This is a genomic window from Paenibacillus konkukensis, assembly GCF_023523925.1.
GTDB classification, from domain to species: Bacteria; Bacillota; Bacilli; order Paenibacillales; family NBRC-103111; genus Paenibacillus_S; species Paenibacillus_S doosanensis.
In genome coordinates, this window is the sequence record NZ_CP027059.1 from 7,428,925 (window position 1) to 7,452,912 (window position 23,988).

Annotated in this window: 24 protein-coding genes; 19 read left to right on the plus strand and 5 right to left on the minus strand. The window is 54.5% G+C overall.

The features are described from left to right. Positions 1-19: 19 nt before the first annotated feature. Complete coding sequence (locus SK3146_RS32365) at positions 20-2,413, plus strand: DUF4962 domain-containing protein (protein WP_434006837.1); 2,394 nt, start codon at positions 20-22, stop codon at positions 2,411-2,413. Positions 2,414-2,554: 141 nt separating this feature from the next. Here SK3146_RS32365 and SK3146_RS32370 read toward each other — a convergent pair whose 3' ends face one another. The 3 genes from SK3146_RS32370 to SK3146_RS32380 form a co-directional block, all read right to left on the minus strand. Next, positions 2,555-3,613, minus strand: coding sequence for an ABC transporter substrate-binding protein (locus SK3146_RS32370; protein WP_249862664.1), 1,059 nt, complete (start codon positions 3,611-3,613; stop codon positions 2,555-2,557). Between the two features lie 99 nt (positions 3,614-3,712). Further along, positions 3,713-4,477: an ABC transporter permease gene (locus tag SK3146_RS32375; protein ID WP_249862665.1), complete on the minus strand. Its 765-nt coding sequence runs from the start codon at positions 4,475-4,477 to the stop codon at positions 3,713-3,715. After that, positions 4,410-5,249, minus strand: coding sequence for an ABC transporter ATP-binding protein (locus SK3146_RS32380; protein WP_249862666.1), 840 nt, complete (start codon positions 5,247-5,249; stop codon positions 4,410-4,412). Before SK3146_RS32380 ends, SK3146_RS32375 begins: the two co-directional genes overlap by 68 nt. Positions 5,250-5,602: 353 nt before the next feature. Between SK3146_RS32380 and SK3146_RS32385 the strand changes: the two genes are divergently transcribed. The 7 genes from SK3146_RS32385 (at position 5,603) to gndA (ending at position 13,979) form a co-directional block, all read left to right on the plus strand. Further along, on the plus strand, positions 5,603-6,523 hold the full coding sequence (locus SK3146_RS32385) for a copper amine oxidase N-terminal domain-containing protein (protein WP_249862667.1): 921 nt from the start codon (positions 5,603-5,605) through the stop codon (positions 6,521-6,523). Positions 6,524-6,921: 398 nt separating this feature from the next. Continuing rightward, complete coding sequence (locus SK3146_RS32390) at positions 6,922-7,518, plus strand: hypothetical protein (RefSeq protein ID WP_249862668.1); 597 nt, start codon at positions 6,922-6,924, stop codon at positions 7,516-7,518. A 227-nt stretch (positions 7,519-7,745) separates the two neighbouring features. Then, complete coding sequence (locus tag SK3146_RS32395; RefSeq protein ID WP_249862669.1) at positions 7,746-8,756, plus strand: LacI family DNA-binding transcriptional regulator; 1,011 nt, start codon at positions 7,746-7,748, stop codon at positions 8,754-8,756. A 5-nt stretch (positions 8,757-8,761) separates the two neighbouring features. After that, positions 8,762-10,033: a nickel pincer cofactor-dependent isomerase, group 22 gene (locus tag SK3146_RS32400; RefSeq protein WP_249862670.1), complete on the plus strand. Its 1,272-nt coding sequence runs from the start codon at positions 8,762-8,764 to the stop codon at positions 10,031-10,033. Further along, positions 10,030-11,583, plus strand: a complete 1,554-nt coding sequence (locus tag SK3146_RS32405) for a gluconokinase (RefSeq protein ID WP_249862671.1) — start codon at positions 10,030-10,032, stop codon at positions 11,581-11,583. The genes SK3146_RS32400 and SK3146_RS32405 overlap by 4 nt, the downstream gene beginning before the upstream one ends. A gap of 98 nt (positions 11,584-11,681) precedes the next feature. Next, positions 11,682-12,449 carry an SDR family oxidoreductase gene (locus SK3146_RS32410; protein ID WP_249862672.1) on the plus strand — a complete coding sequence of 256 codons (768 nt, stop codon included), beginning with the start codon at positions 11,682-11,684 and terminating at the stop codon, positions 12,447-12,449. 117 nt (positions 12,450-12,566) lie between these two features. Beyond that, positions 12,567-13,979, plus strand: a complete 1,413-nt coding sequence (gene gndA, locus SK3146_RS32415) for an NADP-dependent phosphogluconate dehydrogenase (RefSeq protein WP_249862673.1) — start codon at positions 12,567-12,569, stop codon at positions 13,977-13,979. Here gndA and SK3146_RS32420 read toward each other — a convergent pair. Further along, the gene (locus tag SK3146_RS32420; protein ID WP_249866508.1) at positions 13,976-14,314 is read right to left on the minus strand and encodes a hypothetical protein; all 339 of its coding nucleotides are present in this window, start codon (positions 14,312-14,314) and stop codon (positions 13,976-13,978) included. The genes gndA and SK3146_RS32420 overlap by 4 nt on opposite strands. Positions 14,315-14,471: 157 nt before the next feature. Between SK3146_RS32420 and SK3146_RS32425 the strand changes: the two genes are divergently transcribed. Further along, positions 14,472-14,987 (plus strand): shikimate kinase, encoded by a 516-nt coding sequence (locus SK3146_RS32425; RefSeq protein ID WP_310943096.1) that lies wholly within the window; start codon positions 14,472-14,474, stop codon positions 14,985-14,987. Here the strand turns inward: SK3146_RS32425 and SK3146_RS32430 are convergent. Next, positions 14,984-15,277, minus strand: a complete 294-nt coding sequence (locus tag SK3146_RS32430; protein ID WP_249862675.1) for a rhodanese-like domain-containing protein — start codon at positions 15,275-15,277, stop codon at positions 14,984-14,986. The genes SK3146_RS32425 and SK3146_RS32430 overlap by 4 nt on opposite strands. Before the next feature lie 188 nt (positions 15,278-15,465). Between SK3146_RS32430 and aroA the strand changes: the two genes are divergently transcribed. The 10 genes from aroA (at position 15,466) to ptsP (ending at position 23,984) form a co-directional block, all read left to right on the plus strand. Beyond that, on the plus strand, positions 15,466-16,761 hold the full coding sequence (aroA, locus tag SK3146_RS32435) for a 3-phosphoshikimate 1-carboxyvinyltransferase (protein ID WP_249862676.1): 1,296 nt from the start codon (positions 15,466-15,468) through the stop codon (positions 16,759-16,761). Between the two features lie 98 nt (positions 16,762-16,859). Further along, a complete protein-coding gene (locus tag SK3146_RS32440; protein WP_249862677.1) occupies positions 16,860-17,699 on the plus strand; it encodes a C39 family peptidase in 840 nt (279 codons plus the stop codon). An 18-nt stretch (positions 17,700-17,717) separates the two neighbouring features. Further along, positions 17,718-18,143, plus strand: coding sequence for a CoA-binding protein (locus SK3146_RS32445; RefSeq protein ID WP_249862678.1), 426 nt, complete (start codon positions 17,718-17,720; stop codon positions 18,141-18,143). Positions 18,144-18,145: 2 nt separating this feature from the next. Beyond that, positions 18,146-18,802 carry a thiamine phosphate synthase gene (thiE, locus tag SK3146_RS32450; protein ID WP_249862679.1) on the plus strand — a complete coding sequence of 219 codons (657 nt, stop codon included), beginning with the start codon at positions 18,146-18,148 and terminating at the stop codon, positions 18,800-18,802. A gap of 128 nt (positions 18,803-18,930) precedes the next feature. Further along, complete coding sequence (locus SK3146_RS32455; protein ID WP_249862680.1) at positions 18,931-19,641, plus strand: hypothetical protein; 711 nt, start codon at positions 18,931-18,933, stop codon at positions 19,639-19,641. 64 nt (positions 19,642-19,705) lie between these two features. Next, the gene (locus SK3146_RS32460) at positions 19,706-19,921 is read left to right on the plus strand and encodes a hypothetical protein (RefSeq protein ID WP_249862681.1); all 216 of its coding nucleotides are present in this window, start codon (positions 19,706-19,708) and stop codon (positions 19,919-19,921) included. Between the two features lie 20 nt (positions 19,922-19,941). After that, positions 19,942-20,274, plus strand: coding sequence for a spore coat protein (locus SK3146_RS32465; protein WP_249862682.1), 333 nt, complete (start codon positions 19,942-19,944; stop codon positions 20,272-20,274). A gap of 104 nt (positions 20,275-20,378) precedes the next feature. Then, positions 20,379-20,705 (plus strand): PTS transporter subunit EIIC, encoded by a 327-nt coding sequence (locus tag SK3146_RS35380; RefSeq protein ID WP_434006922.1) that lies wholly within the window; start codon positions 20,379-20,381, stop codon positions 20,703-20,705. 11 nt (positions 20,706-20,716) lie between these two features. Further along, a complete protein-coding gene (locus tag SK3146_RS32470) occupies positions 20,717-22,258 on the plus strand; it encodes a glucose PTS transporter subunit IIA (protein WP_434006838.1) in 1,542 nt (513 codons plus the stop codon). Continuing rightward, the gene (ptsP, locus tag SK3146_RS32475; RefSeq protein WP_249862683.1) at positions 22,251-23,984 is read left to right on the plus strand and encodes a phosphoenolpyruvate--protein phosphotransferase; all 1,734 of its coding nucleotides are present in this window, start codon (positions 22,251-22,253) and stop codon (positions 23,982-23,984) included. Before SK3146_RS32470 ends, ptsP begins: the two co-directional genes overlap by 8 nt. Positions 23,985-23,988: the final 4 nt, after the last annotated feature.

Below are 23,988 nucleotides of genomic sequence, written 5' to 3' on the forward strand. Positions count from 1 at the left end.
GCTTCTGGGAAGCGAGCAGATGCAAGAGACAGACATCCGGCCCGGGAGGCCGGAGCATGGAGGGAGATATACAACCGTGACTCAACCGTTATATCAGCCGCAGAGCGGCGTTCTGACCGTACAATATTCGCCCGACGAGCATACCCGGCTGATCGAGAATCCGCCGCGCTTCACCTGGATTCCCGCGCAGCTGGAGAATGACCGCTACACGCTGCAAATTTCCCGGTCGCCGCAATTTGCGCCGGAGGAGACCGAGACGGTACGCTCCGTACCGTACAATCTGTATACGCCGGATCATGCGCTTGCGCCCGGCGATTATTATTGGCGCTATGCGCTGCTGCTTAGCGGCGATGAGGAAGCGGCGGCGCATGGCGATGCCGGCGGCGAAGACGCGCCGCGCAGCGAGTGGAGCGCGGTGCGCCGCTTCACGGTGCCGGCAGGGCTGCCCGAGACGCCGCTTGCCGGGCGCGAGGAGCGCTACGCGCAGGCTGCCCCGGCGCATCCGCGCCTGTGGCTGCAGGCGGAGGAGCTGCCGGCGTTCCGCCGCAAGGTGCAGACCGATCCTGCCGGGACGGGCTGGGACGCGTTCTACGAGCGCTCCGTCGCTCCTTGGATCGGCCGCGAGCTAATCGCCGAACCGCTTCCTTATCCGGGCAATAAGCGCGTAGCCGGCTTGTGGCGTCAAATGTATATAGACTGCCAGGAAGCGCTGTATGCGATCCGCCACCTCAGCGTCGCCGGAGTCGTGCTGGAAGATCCGGCGCTGATCGCGCGCGCCAAAGAGTGGCTGCTGCATGTAGCCTCCTGGGATGTGCAGGGGCCTACCAGCAGAGATTATAACGACGAGGCGGCCTTCCGGGTTGCCGGCGCGCTGGCGTGGGGCTATGACTGGCTCTACGGCCATCTGACGGAGACGGAGCGGGAGGAGGTGCGCGGCAGGCTGCGGCGGCGCACCGAGCAGGTCGCGTTCCATGTAATCGAGCGCTCCAAGATCCATCATGTGCCGTTCGACAGCCATGCGGTGCGTTCGCTGTCCTCGGTGCTCGCCCCTTGCGGCATCGCCATGTTCGGCGAGGAGGACAAGGCCAAAGAATGGCTCAATTATACGCTTGAATATTACGCTTGCCTGTATACGCCGTGGGGAGGCGCCGACGGGGGATGGGCGGAAGGGCCGATGTATTGGACGACCGGGATGGCCTTTGTGACCGAAGCGCTGAACTTGCTGAAAAAATATACGGGGATCGATTTTTATGCTCGCCCGTTTTTTCAAAAAACCGGCGATTTCCCGCTGTACTGCTTCTCGCCGGACACGCTGCGCGCCAGCTTCGGCGACCAGTCCACGCTCGGCGATCCGGTCAGCCTGAAAACCGGCTTCAATATTCGCCAGTTCGCAGGCATTACGGGCAACGGCATGTATCAATGGTATTACGAGCAAACGCGCGCCATCGATACGGACTCGGAGATGAAATTTTATAACTACGGCTGGTGGGATTTCCGGTTTGACGAGATGATGTACCGCCACGACTATCCGGCCGTTGAAGCCGCGGCTCCCGAGCGGATCGAGCCGGTCAAATGGTTCCGCGATATCGGCTGGGTCGCGTTCCACGCCCATATGGACCGGCCGGACGACCATATTATGCTGCTGGCCAAAAGCAGCCCTTACGGCTCGATCAGCCACAGCCACGGCGACCAGAACGGCTTCCTGCTGCATGCCTACGGCGAGCCGTTAGCCATCGAGAGCGGCTATTACATCGCCTTCGGCAGCACGATGCATCGGAATTGGCGCAGGCAGACCCGTTCGACGAACAATATTTTGATCGACGGACAGGGTCAGTACGCGGGGACGAACAAGGTGCTCAATATGGCCGCTTCGGGCGCCGTAGAAGCTGTGGAGCGGCATTCCGGATACAGCTACTCCCGCTGCAACGCGACGGCCGCCTACAAGGAGAACGTGCCTTATCTGGACCGCTATGTCAGGGAGCTGTATTTCTTCAACGAATCGTATGTCGTCGTCGTCGATACGATCGACCTGTCCGAGCCGGGCAGCGTCGACTGGCTGCTGCATACGCTGCATCCGATGAAGCTCGGCGCGCAATCGTTCCTGATGCGGGGGACGAAGGCGGATCTGGACGGACGGTTCGTGTATTGCTCCTCCGGCGATATGCGGCTCACGCAAAGCGACGAATTCCCGGACGTCGACCCGGCGGAGATCGAAGGGCTTGCCAAGCAGTGGCATTTGCAAGCTTCGACGCCGGCGGCGCGGAGCCATCGGATCGCCGCTCTGCTGGTGCCGCTGCGCAAAGGGGAACCGAAGTACGTATCGTATTTTATGGACGATCAGGATCACGGCGTTCATCTGTATTTTACGGAGGATGGCGTCACGCATAAAGTGGAAGTGTCCAAAGCGTATTGACGGGAAAGAAGGGAAGCGGGGGCTTTCTCATACAGAGGGCGCTAATCTAAACAAAAGAGGAACGGATCTTGGCATCCGCTCCTCTTTTGCGATTCGTCCGTTGTTGGCAACCGGCCGGTTATTCGGCCATGACAGCCGTTCTTATTTGCCGGCTTTGACTTCTTCCAGCAGGCTGAGGTCGACAAACTTGCTCAAGTCAAGCTCTTCTTTCTTCACGTCTTTAATATAGCCGGCATCGATCGATACTTTGGCCATTTCTTCAATCGCTTCCTTGCTGACGTCGGTCGTCAAGTTCAATCGGGACAGCGCGGCTTTGATCAGCGCAATGTCCATGCCTTTGCCGCTCAACGCTTTCAGGCGGTTGTTGATCAGCTCGTAGGACTCGTCCGGATTTTTCTTGATGTACTCGATCGCATCGGCGTTCGCTTGGATCGCCTGCTTCGCCATATCGCGGTGCTCTTTGAGGAACTTATCGCCCGCTACGAGAATGGTCAAAGGATAGTTGCCGTTGTTCGGCGGAATTTTATCCCAGTCGACGATGATTTTGCCGATGCCTTCCTGTTCCATTTGCGTGCCCCACGGTTCGGGGATGAGCGTAGCGTCGATTTCTTTTTGACGCATAGCGACCAGCGTATCGGCCGGAGCGCGGGCAATGATCTGCACGCCGGATTTGTCGGTGGTGACGTTCAGGTTGTTTTGCTTCAGCAGCAGGCGCAGCGAAATTTCATTCGTGCTGCCTTTGGTCGGAATCGCTACGGTTTTGCCGACCAGATCTTTCGGGCTGGAGATGCCGGAATCCTTGCCCGCTACGAGCACCGCGCCGCCGTTGTTGGAGCCGGAGATGACGCGGAAGTTTTTGCTTTTGATGAATTGGTTGGTGGAAGGGCCGGGACCGACGAAGCCGAGATCGATTTCGCCCGTTGCGAGCGCCGTCGAGAAATCGGAGCCGTTATCGAACGGCGTCACTTCGATTTTGACGTTGTCGCCCCAATATTTTTGGAACAAGCCTTTTTCCAGAGCGACGTAGCCGGCAGCGTGCGTGACGTTCTTGAAGATGCCGAGCTTGACGGTCGAAGCCGGTGCGGACTTGCCTCCGGCGGCTGCGCCGTCCTTGGCCGCTTCGTCTTTTTTGCCGCAAGCGGACAGTACCAGAACGGCGACCATAAGGATGGCGATAAGGACGGATACTTGTTTTTTCATTGTATAACTCCCCTTTTTCTTATGCGAATAGTTTGAATAAAGGCTTCGGAAAAGGAGCGGATTCCGCCGGTTAGCCCGGCGCCGCCCGTCTTGTTCAAGTTACTTCTGCTTGCCCGATAAACCGTAGCGAATCAGAATCGTGTCCTCCAGCCGCTTGAAGCAAAAATGGTCGGACAGCGTGCCGAGCACCGCGATAATGATGACGATCGACAGCATGAGCGCCGTGTCGGCCAAGTTCCGGCCGTCCTGCAGCAGCTGGCCGAGCCCGACGCCTTTGGCGATCAATTCGCCTGCGACGAGCGCGCGCCACGCGAAAGCCCAAGCGACGCGTACTCCCGTAATCATATGCGGGAACGCCGCGGGCACCATAACCTGATAGAACATTTTGAACCCGTTGCCGGTTCCCATCGTCTGCGCCGCCTTCAGGTAGAGCGGGGGGATGTTCATAATGCCCGTCCGGCTCGACATCGCCATCGTCCAGGTAGCCCCTAACGCCGTGATGAACACGACGGAGAAATCGTTCATCCCGAACCAGATGATGGCAAACGGCAGCCAGGCAATGCTCGGAATCGTCTGCAGGGCGACGACCAGGAAGCCGAGCGTATCGTCCAGGAAACGGTATCTGGCGAACAGGAAGCCGAGCACCGTGCCGAGTGCGATAGAAATAATGAAGGCGGTAAGCAGCCTGCGAATACTCTCGATCGTCGCCTCCAGCAGCTGGCCGTGGACGAAGCCGTCGTAGAACGCCTGGAAGGTCTGGGTGACGGAAGGGAATTTCCAGCCCCAATCGAAGATTCTAAATCCCGCTTCCCATGCTATCAACAGCAGAACCAGAAAGATCGTTCTTCTTAATGCTGTACTCATCGCCCATTTCCTCCTTTACCACTTTTTCCAGCTCGTCGGCCAGCGCGTCCATAATGCTGCTTTCGACGTGGTGGAGCACCGGGTCGGACAAGTCGCGCGGTCTGGCGGCCCGGACGGCGAACTCCTTCTTGATCGTTCCGGGACGCGTCGACATCACAAGCACTCTGTCGGAGAGGATAACCGCCTCGCGGATGTTATGGGTGATGAACAGTATCGTCTTGCGGGTGCGCATCCAGATTTCTTCCAGCTCTTTGTGCAAAATAAGCCGCGTTTGTTCGTCGAGCGCCGCGAACGGCTCATCCATCAGCAGTATTTCCGGGTCCATCGCCAGCGCTCTGGCAATGGCCGCTCTCTGCTTCATGCCGCCGGACAATTCATGCGGGTAGCGGTCGGCGAACCGGCTTAGGTGCACGGCTTTGATCTGCTCCATGGCCATCGCTTCTCGCTCTTTTTTGCCGATGCCCTTCTGCTTCAGTCCGAACGCGACGTTGTCGAGCACGGTCAGCCACGGGAACAGCGCATGCTCCTGAAAGACCACGACCCGATCCGGTCCCGGCGTGCTGCAAGGCTTGCCGCCAACCAGAATCTTTCCTTGCTCGGCTTGCTCCAGTCCAGCAACCAGATTGAGCAGCGTTGACTTGCCGCAGCCCGACGGGCCGAGCAGCGAGACGAATTCCCCTTTTTGAATCGTAAGCGATACGTTGTCGATGGCCGTAAACGACCCGCCCGTACGCTGATGAAACGTCTTGCTCACCTCTTTAATTTCGATCAATGACGTTCACTCCCCCTGAGATCCAGCTTCTGGTTCCAATGTCCTATAACAATGTAGGCCTTTTTATTCGATAAAATAGATAAGGTATGCCGATAAATGTATAATCCATCATTCCGACCGGCTTTGTGTGAGATGTTGCGAATAGTAAGCTGTAACAAGCGGACGCCGCATTCTTCCTATCGTGCGGAGCCGGGAATGGATCAACTTATACCAACCTATTTTATCGGAATTGAAATGTTTGTCAATATAAAGTTTTCATAAAAAGGAGAAATGTCGTTTCGTGGCGAATAAGTGGCGGATCGCTTGCGGCATTTTACCATGAATTTACCAATTTCGAGAAAGGTTTGACTGCAATGAAACGATGGAAACGAGTGCTGATCATGGGGGCGGTTTTGGGAGGTACGTTTACCGCGGGCGTCTATGCGGAGGATGTGCTGCAGAGAGTGGAAGCCTATTTGCGGCCGGACTTCAGCATTGTGCTCGACGGCAAAGCGATCCAGCTTGAAGGGCCGACTCTCGTGTATCAGGACAAGAGCTACTTACCGCTCAAAGAGCTGGGCAATATGCTCGGAGTGAATATTTTGTGGAAGGGCGATAACAAGACGATTTACATTAACAGCCGGATTAATCCCGAGCAGCCCGCGGAGGATGCCAATACAACTTATGAGGAATTTACGCTGCGCTCGCCTTCTTCGCAGATGGTCACTTATTTGGGATCCGACTACCCGTTGTTAACGGTATATGCCGCCGAAGGCAGCACGGGTCCGTATTACCGGCTGTCCGATATCCGGAGGATGGGAATCGATACGGAAGGGCTGAAGAAATCCAAGGAGAAGCTGACCGGCGAGTTGTATGTCAGCGACGGCGAGGCCAGGAAGCGTTGGGGCAAGGGAGTGACGCCGAGCCGCACGAATAGGGACAACTATGTGATCGCGGGAGAGCTGAATTCCGATAAGACCGCCAAGCTGAAGGACTACGTGAAGAGCACAGCCAGCTTCAAAATCAAAGATTTCAGCTACACGACAAGGCCGATTATGATTGAAAAGATCGACGGCGAAAACCGCTACGAATATTTGGTGTACCAGACAATGTACGGCCGGGGCAACGGCTACAGCATTACGCAGAGCCATTATTTCCGCGCCATTCTGCGGCTGGATACATCCGGCTTCGGCGACAATCTGACGTATACGGTCAATGTGGAGTCGCGGACGGATTTGAACGACGAATTAGAGAAGAAAGAGAACCAGAAGGCCGAGGATTCGGCCAATCCGTAAAAATCCCTGCGAGAAATCGGCCTAAGAGCCGATAGGGGGTCGGAGCGGCGTCAGCGTTCGCCTGTTTCGCCTATGCAGACGAATTGTATCCGGAAATCCCTATCGGCCGCAGGCAGCGCATAAATCGCCACGGCGTCCCCGCAAAGCCCCTGAATCCGCTTCAAAGCTTAGGCCCGATATTGCGGGTTTTTTTTGCATGAAAAAAATGGATTAAAATAAACGAAAAAAAGTCAATAATCCAAGTTGCTAAATCATATGATTCATAATAAGATAGAATTAAGTAACTGAATTGTCTGAAAATTCTATCAACATTTGGAACGATCCGAAGAACAGAGGGTGAACCCGAGAAGGAGCGGATGGTTCGCGGGGGCTTACGTATCAATTGGGAGGGGATTGCCGTGAGTAAAAGTCATGAAGTGGAATACTGCAACCTTGAGTTACGATTTGACCGTCGGCTAATCCGTAACTTCATTAAAGCCTTAATTCAGGAAGGGTATTCGTTATATTGGAACGAGAGCGACCAGCAGTTCATTGTCTCGATCCGCACCGGGAGAAAGCTGGTGAAGCTGAAATTCCAGCGCATCGGCGAACGATATAAGATCGTCGGCAACTACTCGTTCAAGGACGAAAAACTGGCGGAATTAATGGAGAAAATGATCGGAGATACGCGAGGTCATGCGGTGGTGAAACGGTTTAAGGACAGACAAATTTTAATTGAAAATATTATGTTCGGTGAAATTATACGGATGGTCGAAATATCGGGTGTCGAGCACAAAGTACTGTTTCAGAAGGAGCCGGTGGTCACGGTGGAGGAAATGATGCAGGCGTTTCGGTCCAAGCGGCCCGACGATCGGATTCCCGTGCTTCGGTTAGAGCTCGACTACGAGCTGGCTACATTGCATGACGCTCTGAAGACGGGAGATGCTCAGGCAGTGAAAACATGCAAGGAAAGGTTGATGGAACTCAGGCATGAAATGCTTCAGCTGGAAATGTGAATACGCTTTTAACATGGTCTGTGTTTCATGCACAGGCCATTTTTGTTGCCGGTTCGGATGAAGCCATCCTCCGCGGAGGGGCTTGCGTGACCATGAGGCGCGCTGCCGGCAAAGCCGCAAAGCGGCGCGGCTGCTGGGAAAAAACGCAAAACAAATCAATGTAACGCAAAAAAAGTTCGTTGTTAACGTGTGCAGCTGTATGATATGATAAAACGGAGGTGGTAGGATTGAGCGTTACGATCAAAGACATTGCCAAGCTTGCGAATGTCTCGCATACGACGGTCTCCAGAGCGCTAAACGACAGCCCGCTGATCAACCAGGAGACGAAGGAGCGAATCCAGCAGCTGGCGGCCAGCTTGCATTACACCCCTAACTACAGCGCCAAAAGTTTGGTCCTTGATCGATCATACAACTTGGGATTGTTTTTTTCAACACTTCATACCGGTACGTCGGCCGGCTTTTTATACGAGGCGGTCAAAGGCGTTAACGAAGTGATCGAAGATCGGTATAATTTGATCGTAAGGGGTATTGACGATTATAAGAGCTTCCACAAGATCAACCGGAAAAGCTACGACGGCATCATCGTCATGAGCCAGAGCGCAACGGACCAGCCGTTCATCGATTACGTGACGGAACGGGAAATCCCGCTCGTGGTGCTCAACCGGCAGATCGAGCATGGGCAAGTGATGAATTTGATTCCCGACGACCAGCGGGGAGCCTACCGCGTCGTGGAATATTTGATTAGCCAGGGTCACACCAACATCGCGATCATCGAAGGGAAAGAAAATTTCAAATCGACGCAGGCGCGGCGCGAAGGCTACAGGCAAGCGATGGAGAAGCATCAAGTAACCGTAAGGGACGAGTACAGGGAACGTGGAAATTACGACGTGGAGAGCGGGTATGCCGCCATGTCGCGCCTTCTTACGCTGAAGCAGCGTCCGACGGCTGTTTTTTGCTGCAACGATGAGATGGCCCTCGGCGCGATTAAAGCGATCAACGAGAAGCAGCTCGCCGTGCCCGGAGACATATCCGTCGTCGGCTTCGACGATCAGCTGTTCTCGGCGTTCGTGACGCCGGCGCTGACGACCGTTCGCAGGCCCATCGAAGAAATCAGCAAAGAGGGAGCGGCCAAGCTGCTCACTTTTATAGAAAACAAGCATATCGAGAAAGAAACCATCTTCATCCATACGGAGCTCGTTATACGGGATTCCGTTAAAACGATCGCAGGAGGCGTGTAAGAAGCATGAGTATTTTGAGACAGGTTCTTGAAGAAATTCCGATTCCGCAAATGGTGCGCATCCGTCAAAAGTTCGACGACACGAAGATCGATAACTTGACCGAGGTGCTGGAGCAGGAACTGCAGAAGCCGGGCACGATCGACCGCATCAAGCCGGGCCAGCAGGTCGCCGTTGCCGTCGGCAGCCGCGGCGTGGCCAACATCGCCTTGTTCACCAAAGTCACCATCGACGCCATCAAGCGCGCGGGCGGCGAGCCGTTCATCGTTCCTTGCATGGGCAGCCACGGCGGAGCGACGGCGGAAGGACAGAAGGAAGTGCTCCATCATCTCGGCGTGTCCGAAGAGACGATGGGGGCCCCGATCCGCTCCTCCATGGAAGTCGTCAAGCTCGACGAGCTGCCTAACGGGTTGCCCGTCTACGTGGACAAGATTGCTTCGACCGCCGATGCGATCGTAGTCATCAACCGTGTCAAGCCTCATACCGCTTTCCGCGGCCGTATCGAGAGCGGGATTATGAAGATGATATCCATCGGGCTCGGCAAGCAAAAAGGCGCGGAAGCATGCCATCAGCTCGGCTTTAAGTACATGGCGGAGAACGTTCCGGCCATGGCCAATATTATGCTCAAAAAGCTGCCGATTATTTTCGGCGTCGCGCTTGTGGAAAACGCCTATGATCAGACCTGCCGCATCGAGGTGCTCCCGGCCGAACAAATCGAATCCCGCGAAATGGTGCTGCTGGAGGAAGCGAAAGCTCGCCTGCCGAAAATTTTGTTCGATCAAATCGACGTGCTCGTCATCGATTATATCGGCAAAAACATCAGCGGCGACGGGATGGACCCGAACATTACGGGCCGTTATCCGACGCCTTACGCTCACGGCGGTCCCGACGTGTCGAAGATGATCGTGCTCGATTTGACCCCGGAAACGAAGGGCAACGCGAACGGCGTCGGTACGGCCGATTTCACGACGCAGCGCTTGGTCGACAAGATGGACCGCGCCGCTACCTTCGTCAACGGCTTAACGTCCACCGTGTGCGCGCCGACTAAGATTGCGACTACGCTCGATAACGACTTCTATGCGATTAAAGCGGGAGTCAAAACTTGCAACATTTTGGATTACACCAAATGCAGGCTCGTGCGGATTCAAGATACGCTCCATTTGGGCGAAATCGAAATTTCGGTCAACTTGCTGGAGGAAGCGAAGCTTCATGCGGATATCGAGATTTTGAGCGAGCCTTACGACTTGCAATTTGACAGCGAAGGGAATTTGGCGAAATGAGTTTGACTTTACAAAAGCCTTATATCATTGCGGCCGACCTCGGCACGACCAGCGCCAAAACGCTGGTCATCGACCGGGACGGCCGGGTTCTAGCTTCGAATTCCAACGAATACCCCCTGCATACGCCGAGACCCGATATGGCGGAGCAGGACCCGGATGAAATTTTTCAAGCGGTTGTCAGCGGCATTCAGGCCGTCGTCGCCAAAGCGCGGATTTTGCCGAGCCAGGTGCTGTGCGTGTCGTTCAGCTCGGCCATGCACAGCCTGATCGCCGTAGACCGCGACTTGAACTTGCTGACGCCGTGCATTACGTTCGCGGATAACCGCAGCGTAGCCTACGTCAAAACGCTTAAGGAAGAACTGAACGGGCATCAGATTTATATGAATACCGGAACGCCGCTGCATCCGATGTCTCCGCTGCTTAAGCTGATGTGGTTCCGCGATCATCGTCCCGACATTTTCGAACAGGCTTATAAGTTTATCGGTATTAAAGAATACGTTTTTGCCAAGCTGTTCGGCCAATTTGTCGTCGATTATTCGATCGCGAGCGCAACCGGGCTCTTCAACCTGCGCAATTTGCGCTGGGACGAGCAGGCGCTTGAAGCTTGCGGCGTGCGCGAAGAGCAGCTCTCCGAGCCGGTATCGACCGTGCATCATCTCTCGGGAATGAAGCCGCAGTATGCCGAGGCGATGGGGCTGCATGCCGATACGCCGTTTGTCGTCGGCGCGTCCGACGGCGTGCTGGCGAATTTGGGCGTCGGCGCCTTCGAGCCCGGCGTGTATGCCGTAACGATCGGCACGAGCGGCGCGGTGCGCGGCGTCGTGCGCGAACCGGTGACCGATCCGAAAGGCCGTTTGTTCTGCTACGCGCTGAAGGAAGATTTCTGGGTTGTGGGCGGAGCCATCAACAACGGCGGCATCATGTTCCGCTGGGTGCGCGACCAGCTCGCCACCGCGGAAGCCGAGGAAGGTCGCCGCAGAGGGCTTGATCCTTACGACTACCTGACCTCGCTGGCCGAGGAAGTAGCAGCCGGCTCGGACGGGCTTATTTTCCTTCCGCTGCTTGCCGGCGAGCGCGCTCCGTATTGGAACGCGAACGCGCGCGGCGTATTTTTCGGGCTGTCGCTGTACCATCAGAAGAAACATATGATCCGCGCGGTGCTGGAAGGCGTCGTATACCGGATTCATTCGGTACTGGGGGCGCTTGAGGAGCTATCCGGCCCGACGAGGGAAATCCGCGCATCCGGCGGGTTCGCGAGATCCCCGTTCTGGCTGCAGTGTATGGCCGACGTCACCGGGAGCTCGGTAGCCGTACCGAACTCCATCGAAAGCTCGGGGCTTGGCGCCGCTCAGCTCGGCATGCTGGCCATGGGCGAGATCAAAGACTTCTCCTCCGTGCACAACTGGATGCAAATTCAGCACAGTCACCGGACGGACGACGGGAATTATCAGTTGTATAAGCAGTTGACAAATATTTATAATCGTGTGTACCATCAGTTGAAGGATGAATTTGATGCGATTGCTGCGTATCAGCAGGAGCACGCGAAGTAATCCGCTCCAAGGAGTTGCGGCTGCTGCGTCGGGACTTGCCGATGTCGGTTGTCAACCGATGGTACATATGGATTACCTATACCTTGAGGAGGCTCATCATGAATTTATTCGATTTGACAGGAAAAACAGCGGTAATTATCGGGGGAAACAGTACGCTTGGCGGAGCTATGGCGGTTGCGCTCGGCGGACATGGAGCCGACGTGGCTGTTGTCGGCCGCAATGCGGAGAAATCCGAAGCGGTCGCTAAAAGAATTGAAGAAGCGGGCGGCAAGGCCAAATGTTTCACGGCGGATGCGACCAAAGCAGAGGATTTGCAAAAGGTGCTTGAGGACGTTCTCGCTTGGACAGGCCGCTGCGACATCTTGATGAATTGTCCGGGGATGAACAGCACGACGCCGTTCTTCGAGCTGAAGATGGAAGAGTGGGACACCATTATGGAAGTCAACTTGAAGAGCGTCGTGTTAGCTTGCCAAGTATTTGGGAAACATATGGTGGACAAAGGCGAAGGCGGCAGCATTATCAACATTTCGTCGGTATCTTCCGAGCCTCCGCTGTCCAAGGTGTTTACTTACTCCGCTTCCAAAGCGGCCGTAAACAACGTAACCAAGTTCCTTGCGCGTGAATTCGCTCCTGCCCGCGTACGCGTCAATGCCATCATTCCGGGCTTTTTCCCGGCTGAGCAAAACCGTAAAATCTTGTCTCCGGAGCGTACGGAGTCGATCCTGCGCCACACTCCGATGAACCGTTTCGGTGAAGCGGAAGAACTGCAAGGCGCAGCGGTATACCTTGCCTCCGACAAAGCTTCGAGCTTCGTTACCGGTTCGCTGCTTCGCGTAGACGGCGGTTACGGGTCGATGACGATTTAATAAACGTTGGAACGGACCGCCGCCGCAAGGGAGCTCTCATTTCCTTCTTGGCGGGCCGGTTCGGGCCGCTTTAGCGAGTCGTACACTATATCATTATCAGGAAGGAAGAGAAACCAAATGTCCAAACAACAAGTCGGCGTTATTGGATTGGCTGTCATGGGTAAAAACCTGGCATTGAATATCGAGAGCAGAGGCTTTACGGTTTCTGTGTTTAACCGTTCCCGCGAGAAGACGGATGCGCTGATTGAGGAAGCCAAAGGCAAAAACCTCGTTGGTACATACAGCATCGAAGAATTCGTTGCATCGCTGGAAAAACCGCGCAAAATCCTGATCATGGTGCAAGCAGGAGCTGGCACCGACGCAACGATCAATTCTCTTGTTCCGCATCTGGAACAAGGCGACATCATCATCGACGGCGGCAATGCTTACTTCCCTGATACCCAGCGCAGAAATAAAGAGCTGTCCGCTCACGGTCTCCGCTTTATCGGCACGGGCGTATCCGGCGGCGAAGAAGGCGCGCTGAAAGGCCCTGCAATTATGCCGGGCGGACAAAAGGACGCTTATGAACTGGTGGAGCCGATCTTGACGGCGATTTCCGCCAAAGTGGGCGGCGATCCTTGCTGCACGTACATCGGACCGGACGGAGCGGGACATTACGTAAAAATGGTGCATAACGGCATCGAGTACGGCGACATGCAGCTGATCTGCGAAGCATATCAACTGTTGAAGGACGTACTGAACGTCAGCACCGACGAATTGCATGAAATTTTCGCTGAATGGAATAAAGGCGAGCTCGACAGCTACTTGATCGAGATCACAACCGATATCTTCACGAAGAAAGATCCTGAGACGGGCAAAGCGATGGTTGACGTCATTCTTGACTCCGCCGGACAAAAAGGCACGGGTAAATGGACAAGCCAAAGCTCACTGGATCTCGGCGTTCCGCTTTCGATCATCACCGAGTCCGTATTCTCCCGCTTCCTGTCCGCTATGAAGCAAGAACGCGTAGCGGCAAGCAAAGTGCTGAGCGGCCCTAAAGCGTCCGCTTTCGACGGAGACCGCAAGCAGTTCATCGAGGCTGTGCGCCAAGCGCTGTACGCGAGCAAAATTTGCTCCTACGCTCAAGGCTTCGCTCAAATGAGAGCCGCTTCCGAAGAGTACAACTGGGGATTGGACTACGGCAGCATCGCGATGATTTTCCGCGGCGGCTGCATTATCCGCGCCCGCTTCCTGCAAAACATCAAGGATGCTTACGACCGCAATCCGGAGCTGAGAAACCTGCTTCTGGACGAATATTTCAAAGGCATCGTTGAAAACTATCAGGATGCATGGAGAACGGTTGTAGCCGCTGCGGTTACGCGCGGCGTTCCGGTTCCTGCTTTCGCATCGGCGCTGGCTTACTATGACAGCTACCGTACGGAGCGTCTGCCGGCTAACCTGCTGCAAGCGCAAAGAGACTATTTCGGAGCGCATACGTTCCAGCGTTTGGATAAAGAAGGCACATTCCACTTCAACTGGATGGAGAACTAATCTTTTCTTGTTCTCCGGCTCGGCTTGGGAGGATGCAGGCCGAAGGATGCTTCGTAGATCCAGTCTTTCAGGCGGTCCGCCTCCTGATCGAAGCCGTTGCGCCGCTGGATCAGCATTAGAGATATTTCGGCGAAATAACGAAAGTTTTGCAATAAGCGTGGTTGAGAAAGGTCCGCTAATGCCGGATCTTCTTCAGCCACCTTTTTTTTAATAAATTCCAATATCCATACGACATCGTCCCTGCAGAGCGGATGGGCGGGATCGAGGATTTGTTCGAGCTTCCGCTGCGCGGCGTTGGGAACGGGATTCTGCGACTGAGATAAGGCCGAATGCATCAACGATTCATCTCTCCTTATAATCAATTCATAGTACCATGATAGCAGAAACGTCTGGAATTTATTCACAATCCATCATATGATTTTGTCGAAGTTTCTATTCATTAAGTTGAAATAATGATATGATGATAAGGTTAGAAATGAGCTGTCAAGAGGTGTGAACGTATTGGAACCATCGAATATTGTGCTGGTAGGTTTTATGGGCACGGGAAAATCTACGGTAGGCAAGACGCTGGCGTCCCGGCTGGGATGGAAGTTTGTCGACACGGACGCTTTGATTGAGGAGCGGCAGGGCATGTCGATCAGCGATATTTTTGCGACTGCGGGAGAGAAGGCATTTCGGGACATCGAGAGCGAGACGATCGCCATAACGCTGGACGGAACCCGTCAGGTTATCGCCACCGGAGGCGGTGCGGTTTTGGCGGAGCAAAACCGCAAGGTCATGCAAGCAAGAGGATGGGTCGTCGCTTTGACAGCGGATGCCGAGACGATTATCAGCCGGGTCAGCCAGGACCAGAACCGCCCTTTAGTTCAGGGCGATGTGAAGGAGCGCGTGCATACGCTGCTGGAAACCCGTAAGCACGCATACGATTTCGCAGGAAAGCGGATCGATACCGGCTCTTTGTCCGTAGAAGAGATTGTGGCTGAAATCGTCGCGGCTATGCCGAATTAAAGCTTGTCCCACTCCAGCATGCCGCCGCTCATATTTTTCAGATTGGCGAATCCCTGCGCCGTTAAGAAGTCGTAGGCTCTTCCGCTGCGATTGCCGCTTCGGCAGACGAGGATCGTTTCCCTGTCTTTGGGAATGTCGGCGAGCCGGTCGGGAATTTGCATCAAAGGAATGTGGACGGCTCCTGGAATGATGCCTTGAGCGACTTCCTCGTCTTCGCGAACGTCGATAATATCGAGCTTTTCGCCTTGCTCCAGACGTTTTTTCAGTTGTTCGGGGGTAATGGTTTGCATTGAAATAAACCTCCATCAGGCTTCAAGTTTGATGTGTGGGCATCTGTATCCATCATATAGAGAAACCGGTTTCGGTGTCAAACTTGCGGTTTTCATCCTTTGCTAAGGTATGGTAAACTGGCAGTATTTCCGAAAAGCAACCTATTGATTTCTTCACTTTTTATGCGGAACAGGAGAGATACATATTCATGAAAGCTATTGTGAAACCGACCAATCAATTAGAGGGTACGATTAATGCGCTCTCTTCAAAAAACTATACGACCCGTTATCTGCTGATCGGCGCATTGGCGGAAGGGACAAGCACGATCTATTACCCTGCCCACAGCGAAGACAGCGATGCGATGCGCCGCTGCATCCGCGATTTGGGGGCCGTCGTGGAAGAAGACGACGAGAAGATGACGATTCAAGGCTTCGGAAGACATCCGAAGCATGTCAAGGAGCTTAACGTAGGCAATGCCGGGGCGGTACTCCGCTTTCTGATGTCGATTGCGGCTTTCTGTCCGGAGCTTACGTTCGTCAATACATATCCCGATTCTTTGGGCAAACGTCCGCATGACGATTTGATCGACGCGCTTCAGCAGATGGGAGTGGAGGTCGAGCATCGGGAGGGCAAGCTGCCCATTACGATCCGCGGCGGCCGTCCGCGGGGCGGAAAGATCCGGGTATCCGGCAATGTGAGTTCGCAATTTTTGAGCTCGCTGCTCTTTATGACGCCGCTGCTTGAAGAAGACAGCGAAATAGAGGTGCTGCACGACCTGAAATCGAAAGTGATCGTCGGGCAAACATTGGAGGTTATCGCGCAGGCCGGCATCAAGATCGAGGCTTCCGACGATTTGATGCATTATAAAATCCCGGGCCGGCAAAAGTATCAGCCGCAAAAGTACGTCGTTCAGGGCGATTACCCGGGCTCCGCGGCTATTTTGGCCGCTGCGGCCGTTACGAACTCCGACGTAAAAGTGCTCCGGCTCGAAGAGCAGAGCAAGCAGGGCGAGAAAGCCGTCGTCGACGTGCTGCGCGCGATGGACGTCAATCTGACGCATGAAAACGGCGTTGTGCATGTTAAAGGCAATCAGAAGCTGAAAGCCGGGGAGTTCGACGGAGACCACTTTACGGATGCCGTGCTGGCTATGGTGGCTGCGGCGGTGTTCGCCGAAGGCACGTCCCGCTTCTATAATGTCGAGAACTTGCGATACAAGGAATGTGACCGCATTACCGATTTCTTGAACGAGCTGCGTAAGGCCGGAGCGGATGTCGAAGAAAGACAAAGCGAGATCATCGTTCACGGCCGTCCGCAAGGAGTGCAGGGGGGAGTAGAGATCAACGCTCATTACGATCACCGGGTCATTATGGCGCTTACCGTCGTGGGGCTGCGTTCCGAGCAGGGCTTGATCATCAACGACGCTCATCATGTGGCCAAATCGTATCCTCATTATTTTGAGCATTTGCTCTCGCTGGGCGCGCACATCGAATTGGTTAAGGAATAATCGGAGCCGGTTTGGTCCAGCGGTAGTTATCGCTTGTCTTTGCTTCAAAAGGCGGCGACACGAGTTTTTTCATCATACACAAGCGGGTTGATTTCCTCATGAAGGTACTGAAGGTACTATGGAAGGGCCTCCAGGTTACGTTCGGCTTTTTCTTGGTCGGAGGACTTGTTTTTGCCAGCGGAGTATTCGGCGTGCTGCTCTATGCCAAAATAACGGGGCAGGCTTGGTTCGAAGACGAGGTGGCCGTCGTCTATGCCGAGACGGGCGCGAATAAGCCTTCCCAGAACGTCCATGCTCCGGCAGTTGCGGCTGTTGCTCCAGAGACGCCGCCTCCGGCCGCAACGGCGATGCTGGATGCTCCGGCGGTGAAGCAGTATCCGGAGCTGCCGTCAGGCTGCGAAGTGACCAGTCTCACGATGCTGCTGCAATTTGCCGGCATTCAGAAGGATAAGATGGAGCTTGCCTCCGAAATGCCTAAGGACCCGACGCCTTTCAAAACGAATTCGGACGGCTCCATCGCATATTGGGGCAATCCGAACACGGGCTTTGTAGGCGAAGTTACGGGAGCCGCCAAAGGCTTCGGCATTTATCATAGCGCCTTGTACGGGCTGCTCGCCCAATATGTTCCCGGGGCGCAGGATTTTACGGGCAAACCGTTCGAGAAGCTGGAACAGCAGCTGAGGGAAGGCATTCCTTCGGTAGTATGGACCACGATCGATTACAGGGTGCCGAGCAAATGGGTCGTCTGGGATACGCCGATCGGTCCTATTCAAACGACGTTTATGGAGCATGCCGTCCTGTTGGTCGGATTTGACGAGCAGAACGTGTATGTCAACGACCCTTATAACGGCAAAAGCAAAGTGAAAATAGATAAAGAACAATTTATACAAACTTGGGAAGCGATGGGTCGTCAGGCGCTTTCTTACACTCAATCTTAAATCAAGGAGCTGGTTGTCATGGCATTCGAAAATCCTTCCCGCGAGCGTATTAAAGAACTGCTGATCGGCGCGGGCAACGTGGCGGTCGTCGGCTTGTCGGATAAGCCGGACCGCGTTTCGTATATGGTGGCTGAAGCGATGCAGAAGAAAGGATACCGGATTATCCCGGTAAATCCCAATGCCGACAGCATTTTGGGCGAAACCTGCTATCCGTCGTTGTCGGATATCCCCGAGCCCGTAGATATCGTGAACGTATTCCGCCGCAGCGAGACGGTCGTCCCGGTTGCGGAAGAAGCGGTTAAGATCAAGGCGAAGGTGTTCTGGCTGCAGCAAGGCATCTTTAATGAAGAAGCGGCAGATATTGCCAAAGCCGGCGGGTTGGAAGTCATCATGGACCGCTGCATTAAAGTGGAAGACTCCATCCTGCTGCCCGGAGGAAGATAAACGTGTACCGCGAACATATTTCCGCTTATATGCCCGTTTATCTCGTTATGGGACTGGAAGGCCATGGCGGACGAACGGCGCTTGAGATTGCCCGCGAGGCGCTTGAAGGCGGGGTGACGATCCTCCAGCTGCGTGAAAAGAACGCTCCATTGAAGCAGGTTTTGGAGCAGGGCGCCAAATTGCGCGATTTATGCCGCGAGTACCGCGTTCCTTTTCTCGTCAACGACCGCGTCGATGTGGCCGTGCTGCTGAACGCCGACGGCGTGCATGTCGGGCAGGACGATATTCCCGGGCTTGCGGCCAGGCAGCTGCTCGGCGGCGATAAGATCGTCGGCATTTCCGCCGGATCGATGGAAGAAGCCGAATGGGCTATGGCTCAAGGAGCCGATTATTTGGGAGTAGGTCCCGTCTATGCGACCTCGACCAAGCCGGATGCCGGAGAGGCGATCGGTACCGGCTTAATCGGCGACATTGCCCGGCGCTGGAGCGTTCCTACCGTCGGTATCGGCGGCATCCATAGCGGCAACGCCGCCTCCGTCATTCAGGCCGGAGCGGGAGGCGTCGCCGTCGTATCCGCCATTACCAAGCAATCGAATCCGCTGCAGGCCGCAGCGGAATTGAAACGTATCGTGCTTCAGTCGACCGGCGGAAGACGTTAGAAAAGCCAAGAGCTTCCATAAATAAAATAAATCCTCCTTAGAGACAATAATAAAGGCTTCTGGAAGAGCAACGGTTACATGAACCGATCCCGGAAGACTTTAACAACTTCCTAAGGAGGATTTTTCACATGTATCAAAGCTATCAGCAAAATTCCTTTCAGCCACAAATGGGTGCCGGGAACGTAATGTCCCAATACCGCGGGCTTGAGACGAAATACCAACCGATCGGTTTTGTGCAATCGCAGTACAACCAATCTTTAAACAGCGGCATGGGCGGTCAATTCCAAAATCAACAACATCAAAACCAGGCGCAATTCTCCAGCTTCCAAAGCCAAAGCCCGCAGTCGTATCATACGGCAAGCTATCGCGGCAATCAACAAGGCCATGACGCTTACTTGAGAAGCGACTCGGCACAACCGGCGCAAAGCCAATTTGGCGGCAGCTACATGAATCAAGCTCCTTCTTACAGCAGCTTCAATTCGTTCTCCGGCCAACAACAGTTCAATCAACAACAACACCCGGAATCGTATCATACGGCAAGCTACCGCGGCAATCAACAAGGCCACGACGCTTACCTGAGAAGCGATTCTTCCCAACCGGCGCAAAACCAATACGGTATCGGCGCTTCCGCTATGCATTCTTATAACACGGGAATGAACAGCAACTCGTTTGCATCTTCCCAGCAATTTAACCAATTCCAAGCTCCGCAGTCGTATCATACGGCGAACTACCGCGGAGATCAGCAAGGTCACGACGCCTACTTGAGAAGCGATTCGGCGCAGCCTGCGCAAAGCCAATTCGGTTCTTCCGGCATGAACATTAACAGATACCAATTCTAAAATAGCTGCTTTAGCAAATGGCGGGCCTCACGGCCCGCTTTACACATGGAGGAGGTATGTACAGGTGAACAATCAGCAAAATATGACGTCCGACCGCAGCTTGCTATCGGAAAAGGAGTTCAGCTACATTAAGGACTTCTTGTCCTGGGAGCTTCTGGCGATGAAAAAATGCAAAGAATCGGCTGAGCAATGCCAGGATGCCGAAATTAAGCAGCTAATTGAAAAAACGGGCCGCCAACATCTCGATCATTACCAAACATTGCTTAACCATTTGCAATAAATAAGGAGGGAACATCCATTATGCCTACGATGGAAATTGCTAAACCGCAATCCGGCGAGCTCCCGCAAGTGAAAGGCCCGGAGATGAACGACCGGGATCGCGTAAATGACATATTGTCGATGCAAAAATATTTGACGACCGGCTTCAATACGGGACTGAGCGAAGTGCAAAATCCGCAGCTGCGCAAGAGCGTCGCGTCGATTTTGACCGCCCAGCAGGAGGCGCAATGGGAGCTGTTCAATCTCATGTTCGAAAAAGGCTGGTACAAGATGAAAGCGGCCGATAAGCAGGAAATTTCCCAAGCAAAGCAGCAGTTCAGCGGCTATTCCTCCCAATTCCCAAGCTTTTCATAAATCATGCGAAGCAGCCCCGAACAATTGGTTTGGGGTTGTTTGACAAAAAGGGACATTGGCCTTACCATCGAGATAGAAAGGAGGGTGCGGTTGGTTTGAACTGGATGGGGAATTTGCAGCAATTGGGCCGGTCACTCATGCTTCCGACCATTACCATCCCGGTTGCGGCGGTATTGCTGCGGCTCGGCACGCTGCCTTGGCAAGACGTACATATGTCCCGTTTCGGGGAGCTCATGCTGTTTTTCGGCAACACGATATTTACTTATTTGCCTATGATCTTTGCCGTCGGCGTCGCCTTGGGCTTGACGGAGAGCGCAGGGATCGCCGGCATGTCGGCGCTGATCGGGCAAATCATGTTCAATCAGGCGACCCGGCATTATATGGGGGACGAGTTCCATCTGGGAATCCCCGGGGGATACTCATCGGGCTGATTGCCGCGATTTTGTATCATCGCGTCAAAGATATTCAATTGCCGGAATCGATTCAATTTTTTGGCGGGCCCCGCATGGTTCCGCTGCTTATGGGATTATCCATTCTGGCGCTTAGTTTGATCACGATCCAATTTGGCCCTTATATGGAATTATTCATGCAAACGCTCTCTAATGCCGTTCTCGGATTAGGGGGATTCGGCACGTTCGTGTACGGAGTCATCCATCGTCTGCTAGTTCCTTCAGGGCTTCATCACGTGTTCAACAACTTTTTCTGGTTCCAGCTGGGCGCATACGAGAAACCGAGCGGAGAGATGGTGTTCGGGGATTTGCCGCGCTATTTTGCCGGAGACCCGAAAGCGGGCATCTATATGGCCGGGCTTTATCCGATTATGATGTTTGCTCTGCCCGCCATCGCGATGGCGATCATTCACGAGGCGAGGGAGGACTTGAAGCCAAAAATCCGCGCCACGTTCTTGACTGCGGCGCTCGCTTCCTTTCTGACCGGAGTTACGGAGCCCATAGAGTTCGCCTTCTTGTTCGTCGCTCCTTATCTTTTCATCGTTCACGCCATTTTGTCGGGATTGTCGATGTGGATCGCGTATGCGCTGGACATTCATCACGGCTTCTCCTATTCGGCGGGAGCCATCGATTATTTGATCAACTTCCATCTGTCGCATAACGGCTGGATGCTGATTCCTATCGGACTCGGCTATTTCCTTGTCTATTATTTTCTGTTCCGCTGGGCGATACGCCGTTTCCGGATTCCGACTCCCGGCAGGGAGGAAGGCTCGCAGCTCGAAGAATGGGCGGGAGATATTCCATACCGTTCGCCGCTGATTTTGCAGGCGCTGGGAGGCAAGAACAACATCAAGAAGCTGGAAGCCTGCATTACGCGGCTCCGATTGACGCTCGAGAACGACCGTCTGATGGACATTGCGGCGCTGAAACATCTTGGGGCCGCCGGAGTCATCCGCCTGGGAGGCGGGAACGTTCAAGTCGTTTTCGGCACGTACTCGGAGCTGATTCGCGAGGAGATCAAGAAGGTGCTGGTGAAGGATGTCCATCCCGTGCTGTTCAGCGCTCCGATGCAGGGCAGGATGATTCCGCTGGAGGAGGTCCCCGATCCGATCTTCGCCGGAAGGCTGGTCGGCAACGGCGTGGCGTTCATGCCGGAGAAAGGCGAGCTCGTCGCTCCGGTATCCGGCAAGATTATGATTCTGTATCCGTCGCTGCATGCGGTAGGCATTCAAACGGAGGAAGGGCTTGAGGTGCTGCTGCACATCGGCATAGACACTTCGCAATTGCAGGGAAAATGGTTTACAGCGCTTGTGAAGGAAGGCGATCAGGTAGAGGCGGGGCAGCTGCTCATTCGCTTCAACCTGCAGAAGGTGAAAAAGAATTGCAAGTCTTTGGCTACGCCGATGATTATAACCAATGTGGACAAAGTGAAGTCTTGGAGCTTCGCGCCGTTCAAAACGGTTAAAAAAGGACAGGCGTCCGTCATGTCTGTCGTCTTGAAGGATGCTACAGGGGGAGGGAACACTTTTGGCTGAGGGGATCGGAGCTTCATCAGGGATCGCGATGGGAAAAGCTTTCGTCATTCCGACCTGGGAATGGGACTTTCCGGAGAAGCTGATCGATGTCACCGATTTGGCTTATGAATTCGAAAGGCTGTACGATGGCATTCGTTCGTCCAAGGATGAAATTGAAACGATAAAGCAAGAATTCGTCTCGGTATTAGGGGAAGAACAGACATCGATTTTCGATGCGCATTTGGCGATTTTGGAGGACCCGATCTTTATGAACGAGGTTCAGGGCATTATGCAGCGCCAATATAAAGCGGCCGAGGTCGCAGTCAAAGAGGCGATAGAGAAATTCGTCAATATGTTCGATCTGCTGGACGATCAGTATATGAAAGAGCGGGCGCTCGACATCAAGGACGTCGGCAACCGCCTTCTGAAGCATTTGCTGGGGGCGCTTGAGGAGACATTCCCTCCGAAGGACCAGCCCTACATTCTGGTCGCCAAAGAGCTGTCTCCGTCGCAAATGGTCCATCTGGACATCAACCTGGCGCTAGGACTCGTGACGATGCTCGGAGGGAAAACCTCGCACGTGGCCATCATGGCCCGCGCGATGGGCGTCCCCTATGTGCTGGGGCTCGAAGGCAAGCTGAATACGCCGATTCAAAACGGCGATTACCTCATCATCGACGGGGACGAAGGCAAAGTCTATATCAATCCGTCCGAAGCGCTGATCGAGGAGTATAAGACGCGCAAGGCGATACTGCAAAAGCTCAAAGACAAGCTGCAAACGCTCGCTCATCTGCCCGCGCAAACGTCGGACGGCGTCGATTTTCAATTGGCGGCCAATATCAGCTCCGTCAAGGAGCTCGATCAGGTGCTGAAAAACGGGGCCTCCAGCGTCGGCCTGTTCCGGACCGAATTCGTGTACATGGACCGGGACAGTCTGCCTCTCGAAGAAGAGCAGTTCGAGATTTACCGTCAGGTCGCCGAAAAGATGGCAGGCAACCGGGTCGTCATCCGAACGCTCGATATCGGCGGGGACAAGAGCCTCGACTATATCGAGCTGCCGGAGGAAGACAATCCCTCGCTCGGCTACAGGGCGATCCGCATCTCGCTTGACCGCACCGACTTGTTCAAGACGCAGCTTAGAGCCATTCTGCGCGCCAGCCATTACGGGAATATCAAAATATTGTACCCGATGATCTCGTCGCTGGAGGAGCTGCGCAAGGCGAACGATGTGCTGGAGACGGCCAAACGGGAGCTGAGAGAGCAAGGGATGCCCTTTCAGGAGGAGATTGAGGTGGGCATCATGATCGAGGTTCCCGCCGCGGTCATCATTGCGGATTTGCTCGCCGAGAAGGTCGACTTTTTCAGTATCGGAACCAACGATCTGGTTCAGTACATACTGGCCGTAGACCGGATGAATGAAACGGTCGCCCATTTGTACGATCCTTTCCACCCTGCGGTGCTGCGGATGCTGAAGTCGACGGTGGAGGCCGCCAGGTCGGCCAATATTCATGTGAGCGTCTGCGGGGAGCTCGCGGGCGACATCCGCGCGCTGCCGATATGGATCGGACTCGGCATTACGGAGCTGAGCATGTCGGTCCAATCGATCCTGCGCGTCAAGAACAGCCTGCTGCAAAGCCGCTTCAGCGAAGGAGCGGGAATATGGAGCGAGCTGCTGCGCTGCGCGAACAGCAAGGACGTCATGGAAGTGCTCAACCGCCATTTGCGGCAGGACGTGCTGACGAAATAAAGAG

Bases quoted from the DNA above. Each gene is read 5' to 3' on its own strand.
- SK3146_RS32365 (WP_434006837.1), top strand. From the start codon at position 20: ATGCAAGAGACAGACATCCGGCCCGGGAGGCCGGAGCATGGAGGGAGA.
- SK3146_RS32370 (WP_249862664.1), bottom strand. From the start codon at position 3,613: ATGAAAAAACAAGTATCCGTCCTTATCGCCATCCTTATGGTCGCCGTT.
- SK3146_RS32375 (WP_249862665.1), bottom strand. From the start codon at position 4,477: ATGAGTACAGCATTAAGAAGAACGATCTTTCTGGTTCTGCTGTTGATA.
- SK3146_RS32385 (WP_249862667.1), top strand. From the start codon at position 5,603: ATGAAACGATGGAAACGAGTGCTGATCATGGGGGCGGTTTTGGGAGGT.
- SK3146_RS32400 (WP_249862670.1), top strand. From the start codon at position 8,762: ATGAGTATTTTGAGACAGGTTCTTGAAGAAATTCCGATTCCGCAAATG.
- SK3146_RS32405 (WP_249862671.1), top strand. From the start codon at position 10,030: ATGAGTTTGACTTTACAAAAGCCTTATATCATTGCGGCCGACCTCGGC.
- SK3146_RS32410 (WP_249862672.1), top strand. From the start codon at position 11,682: ATGAATTTATTCGATTTGACAGGAAAAACAGCGGTAATTATCGGGGGA.
- gndA (WP_249862673.1), top strand. From the start codon at position 12,567: ATGTCCAAACAACAAGTCGGCGTTATTGGATTGGCTGTCATGGGTAAA.
- SK3146_RS32420 (WP_249866508.1), bottom strand. From the start codon at position 14,314: ATGCATTCGGCCTTATCTCAGTCGCAGAATCCCGTTCCCAACGCCGCG.
- SK3146_RS32430 (WP_249862675.1), bottom strand. From the start codon at position 15,277: ATGCAAACCATTACCCCCGAACAACTGAAAAAACGTCTGGAGCAAGGC.
- aroA (WP_249862676.1), top strand. From the start codon at position 15,466: ATGAAAGCTATTGTGAAACCGACCAATCAATTAGAGGGTACGATTAAT.
- SK3146_RS32440 (WP_249862677.1), top strand. From the start codon at position 16,860: ATGAAGGTACTGAAGGTACTATGGAAGGGCCTCCAGGTTACGTTCGGC.
- SK3146_RS32445 (WP_249862678.1), top strand. From the start codon at position 17,718: ATGGCATTCGAAAATCCTTCCCGCGAGCGTATTAAAGAACTGCTGATC.
- SK3146_RS32455 (WP_249862680.1), top strand. From the start codon at position 18,931: ATGTATCAAAGCTATCAGCAAAATTCCTTTCAGCCACAAATGGGTGCC.
- SK3146_RS32465 (WP_249862682.1), top strand. From the start codon at position 19,942: ATGCCTACGATGGAAATTGCTAAACCGCAATCCGGCGAGCTCCCGCAA.
- SK3146_RS35380 (WP_434006922.1), top strand. From the start codon at position 20,379: ATGGGGAATTTGCAGCAATTGGGCCGGTCACTCATGCTTCCGACCATT.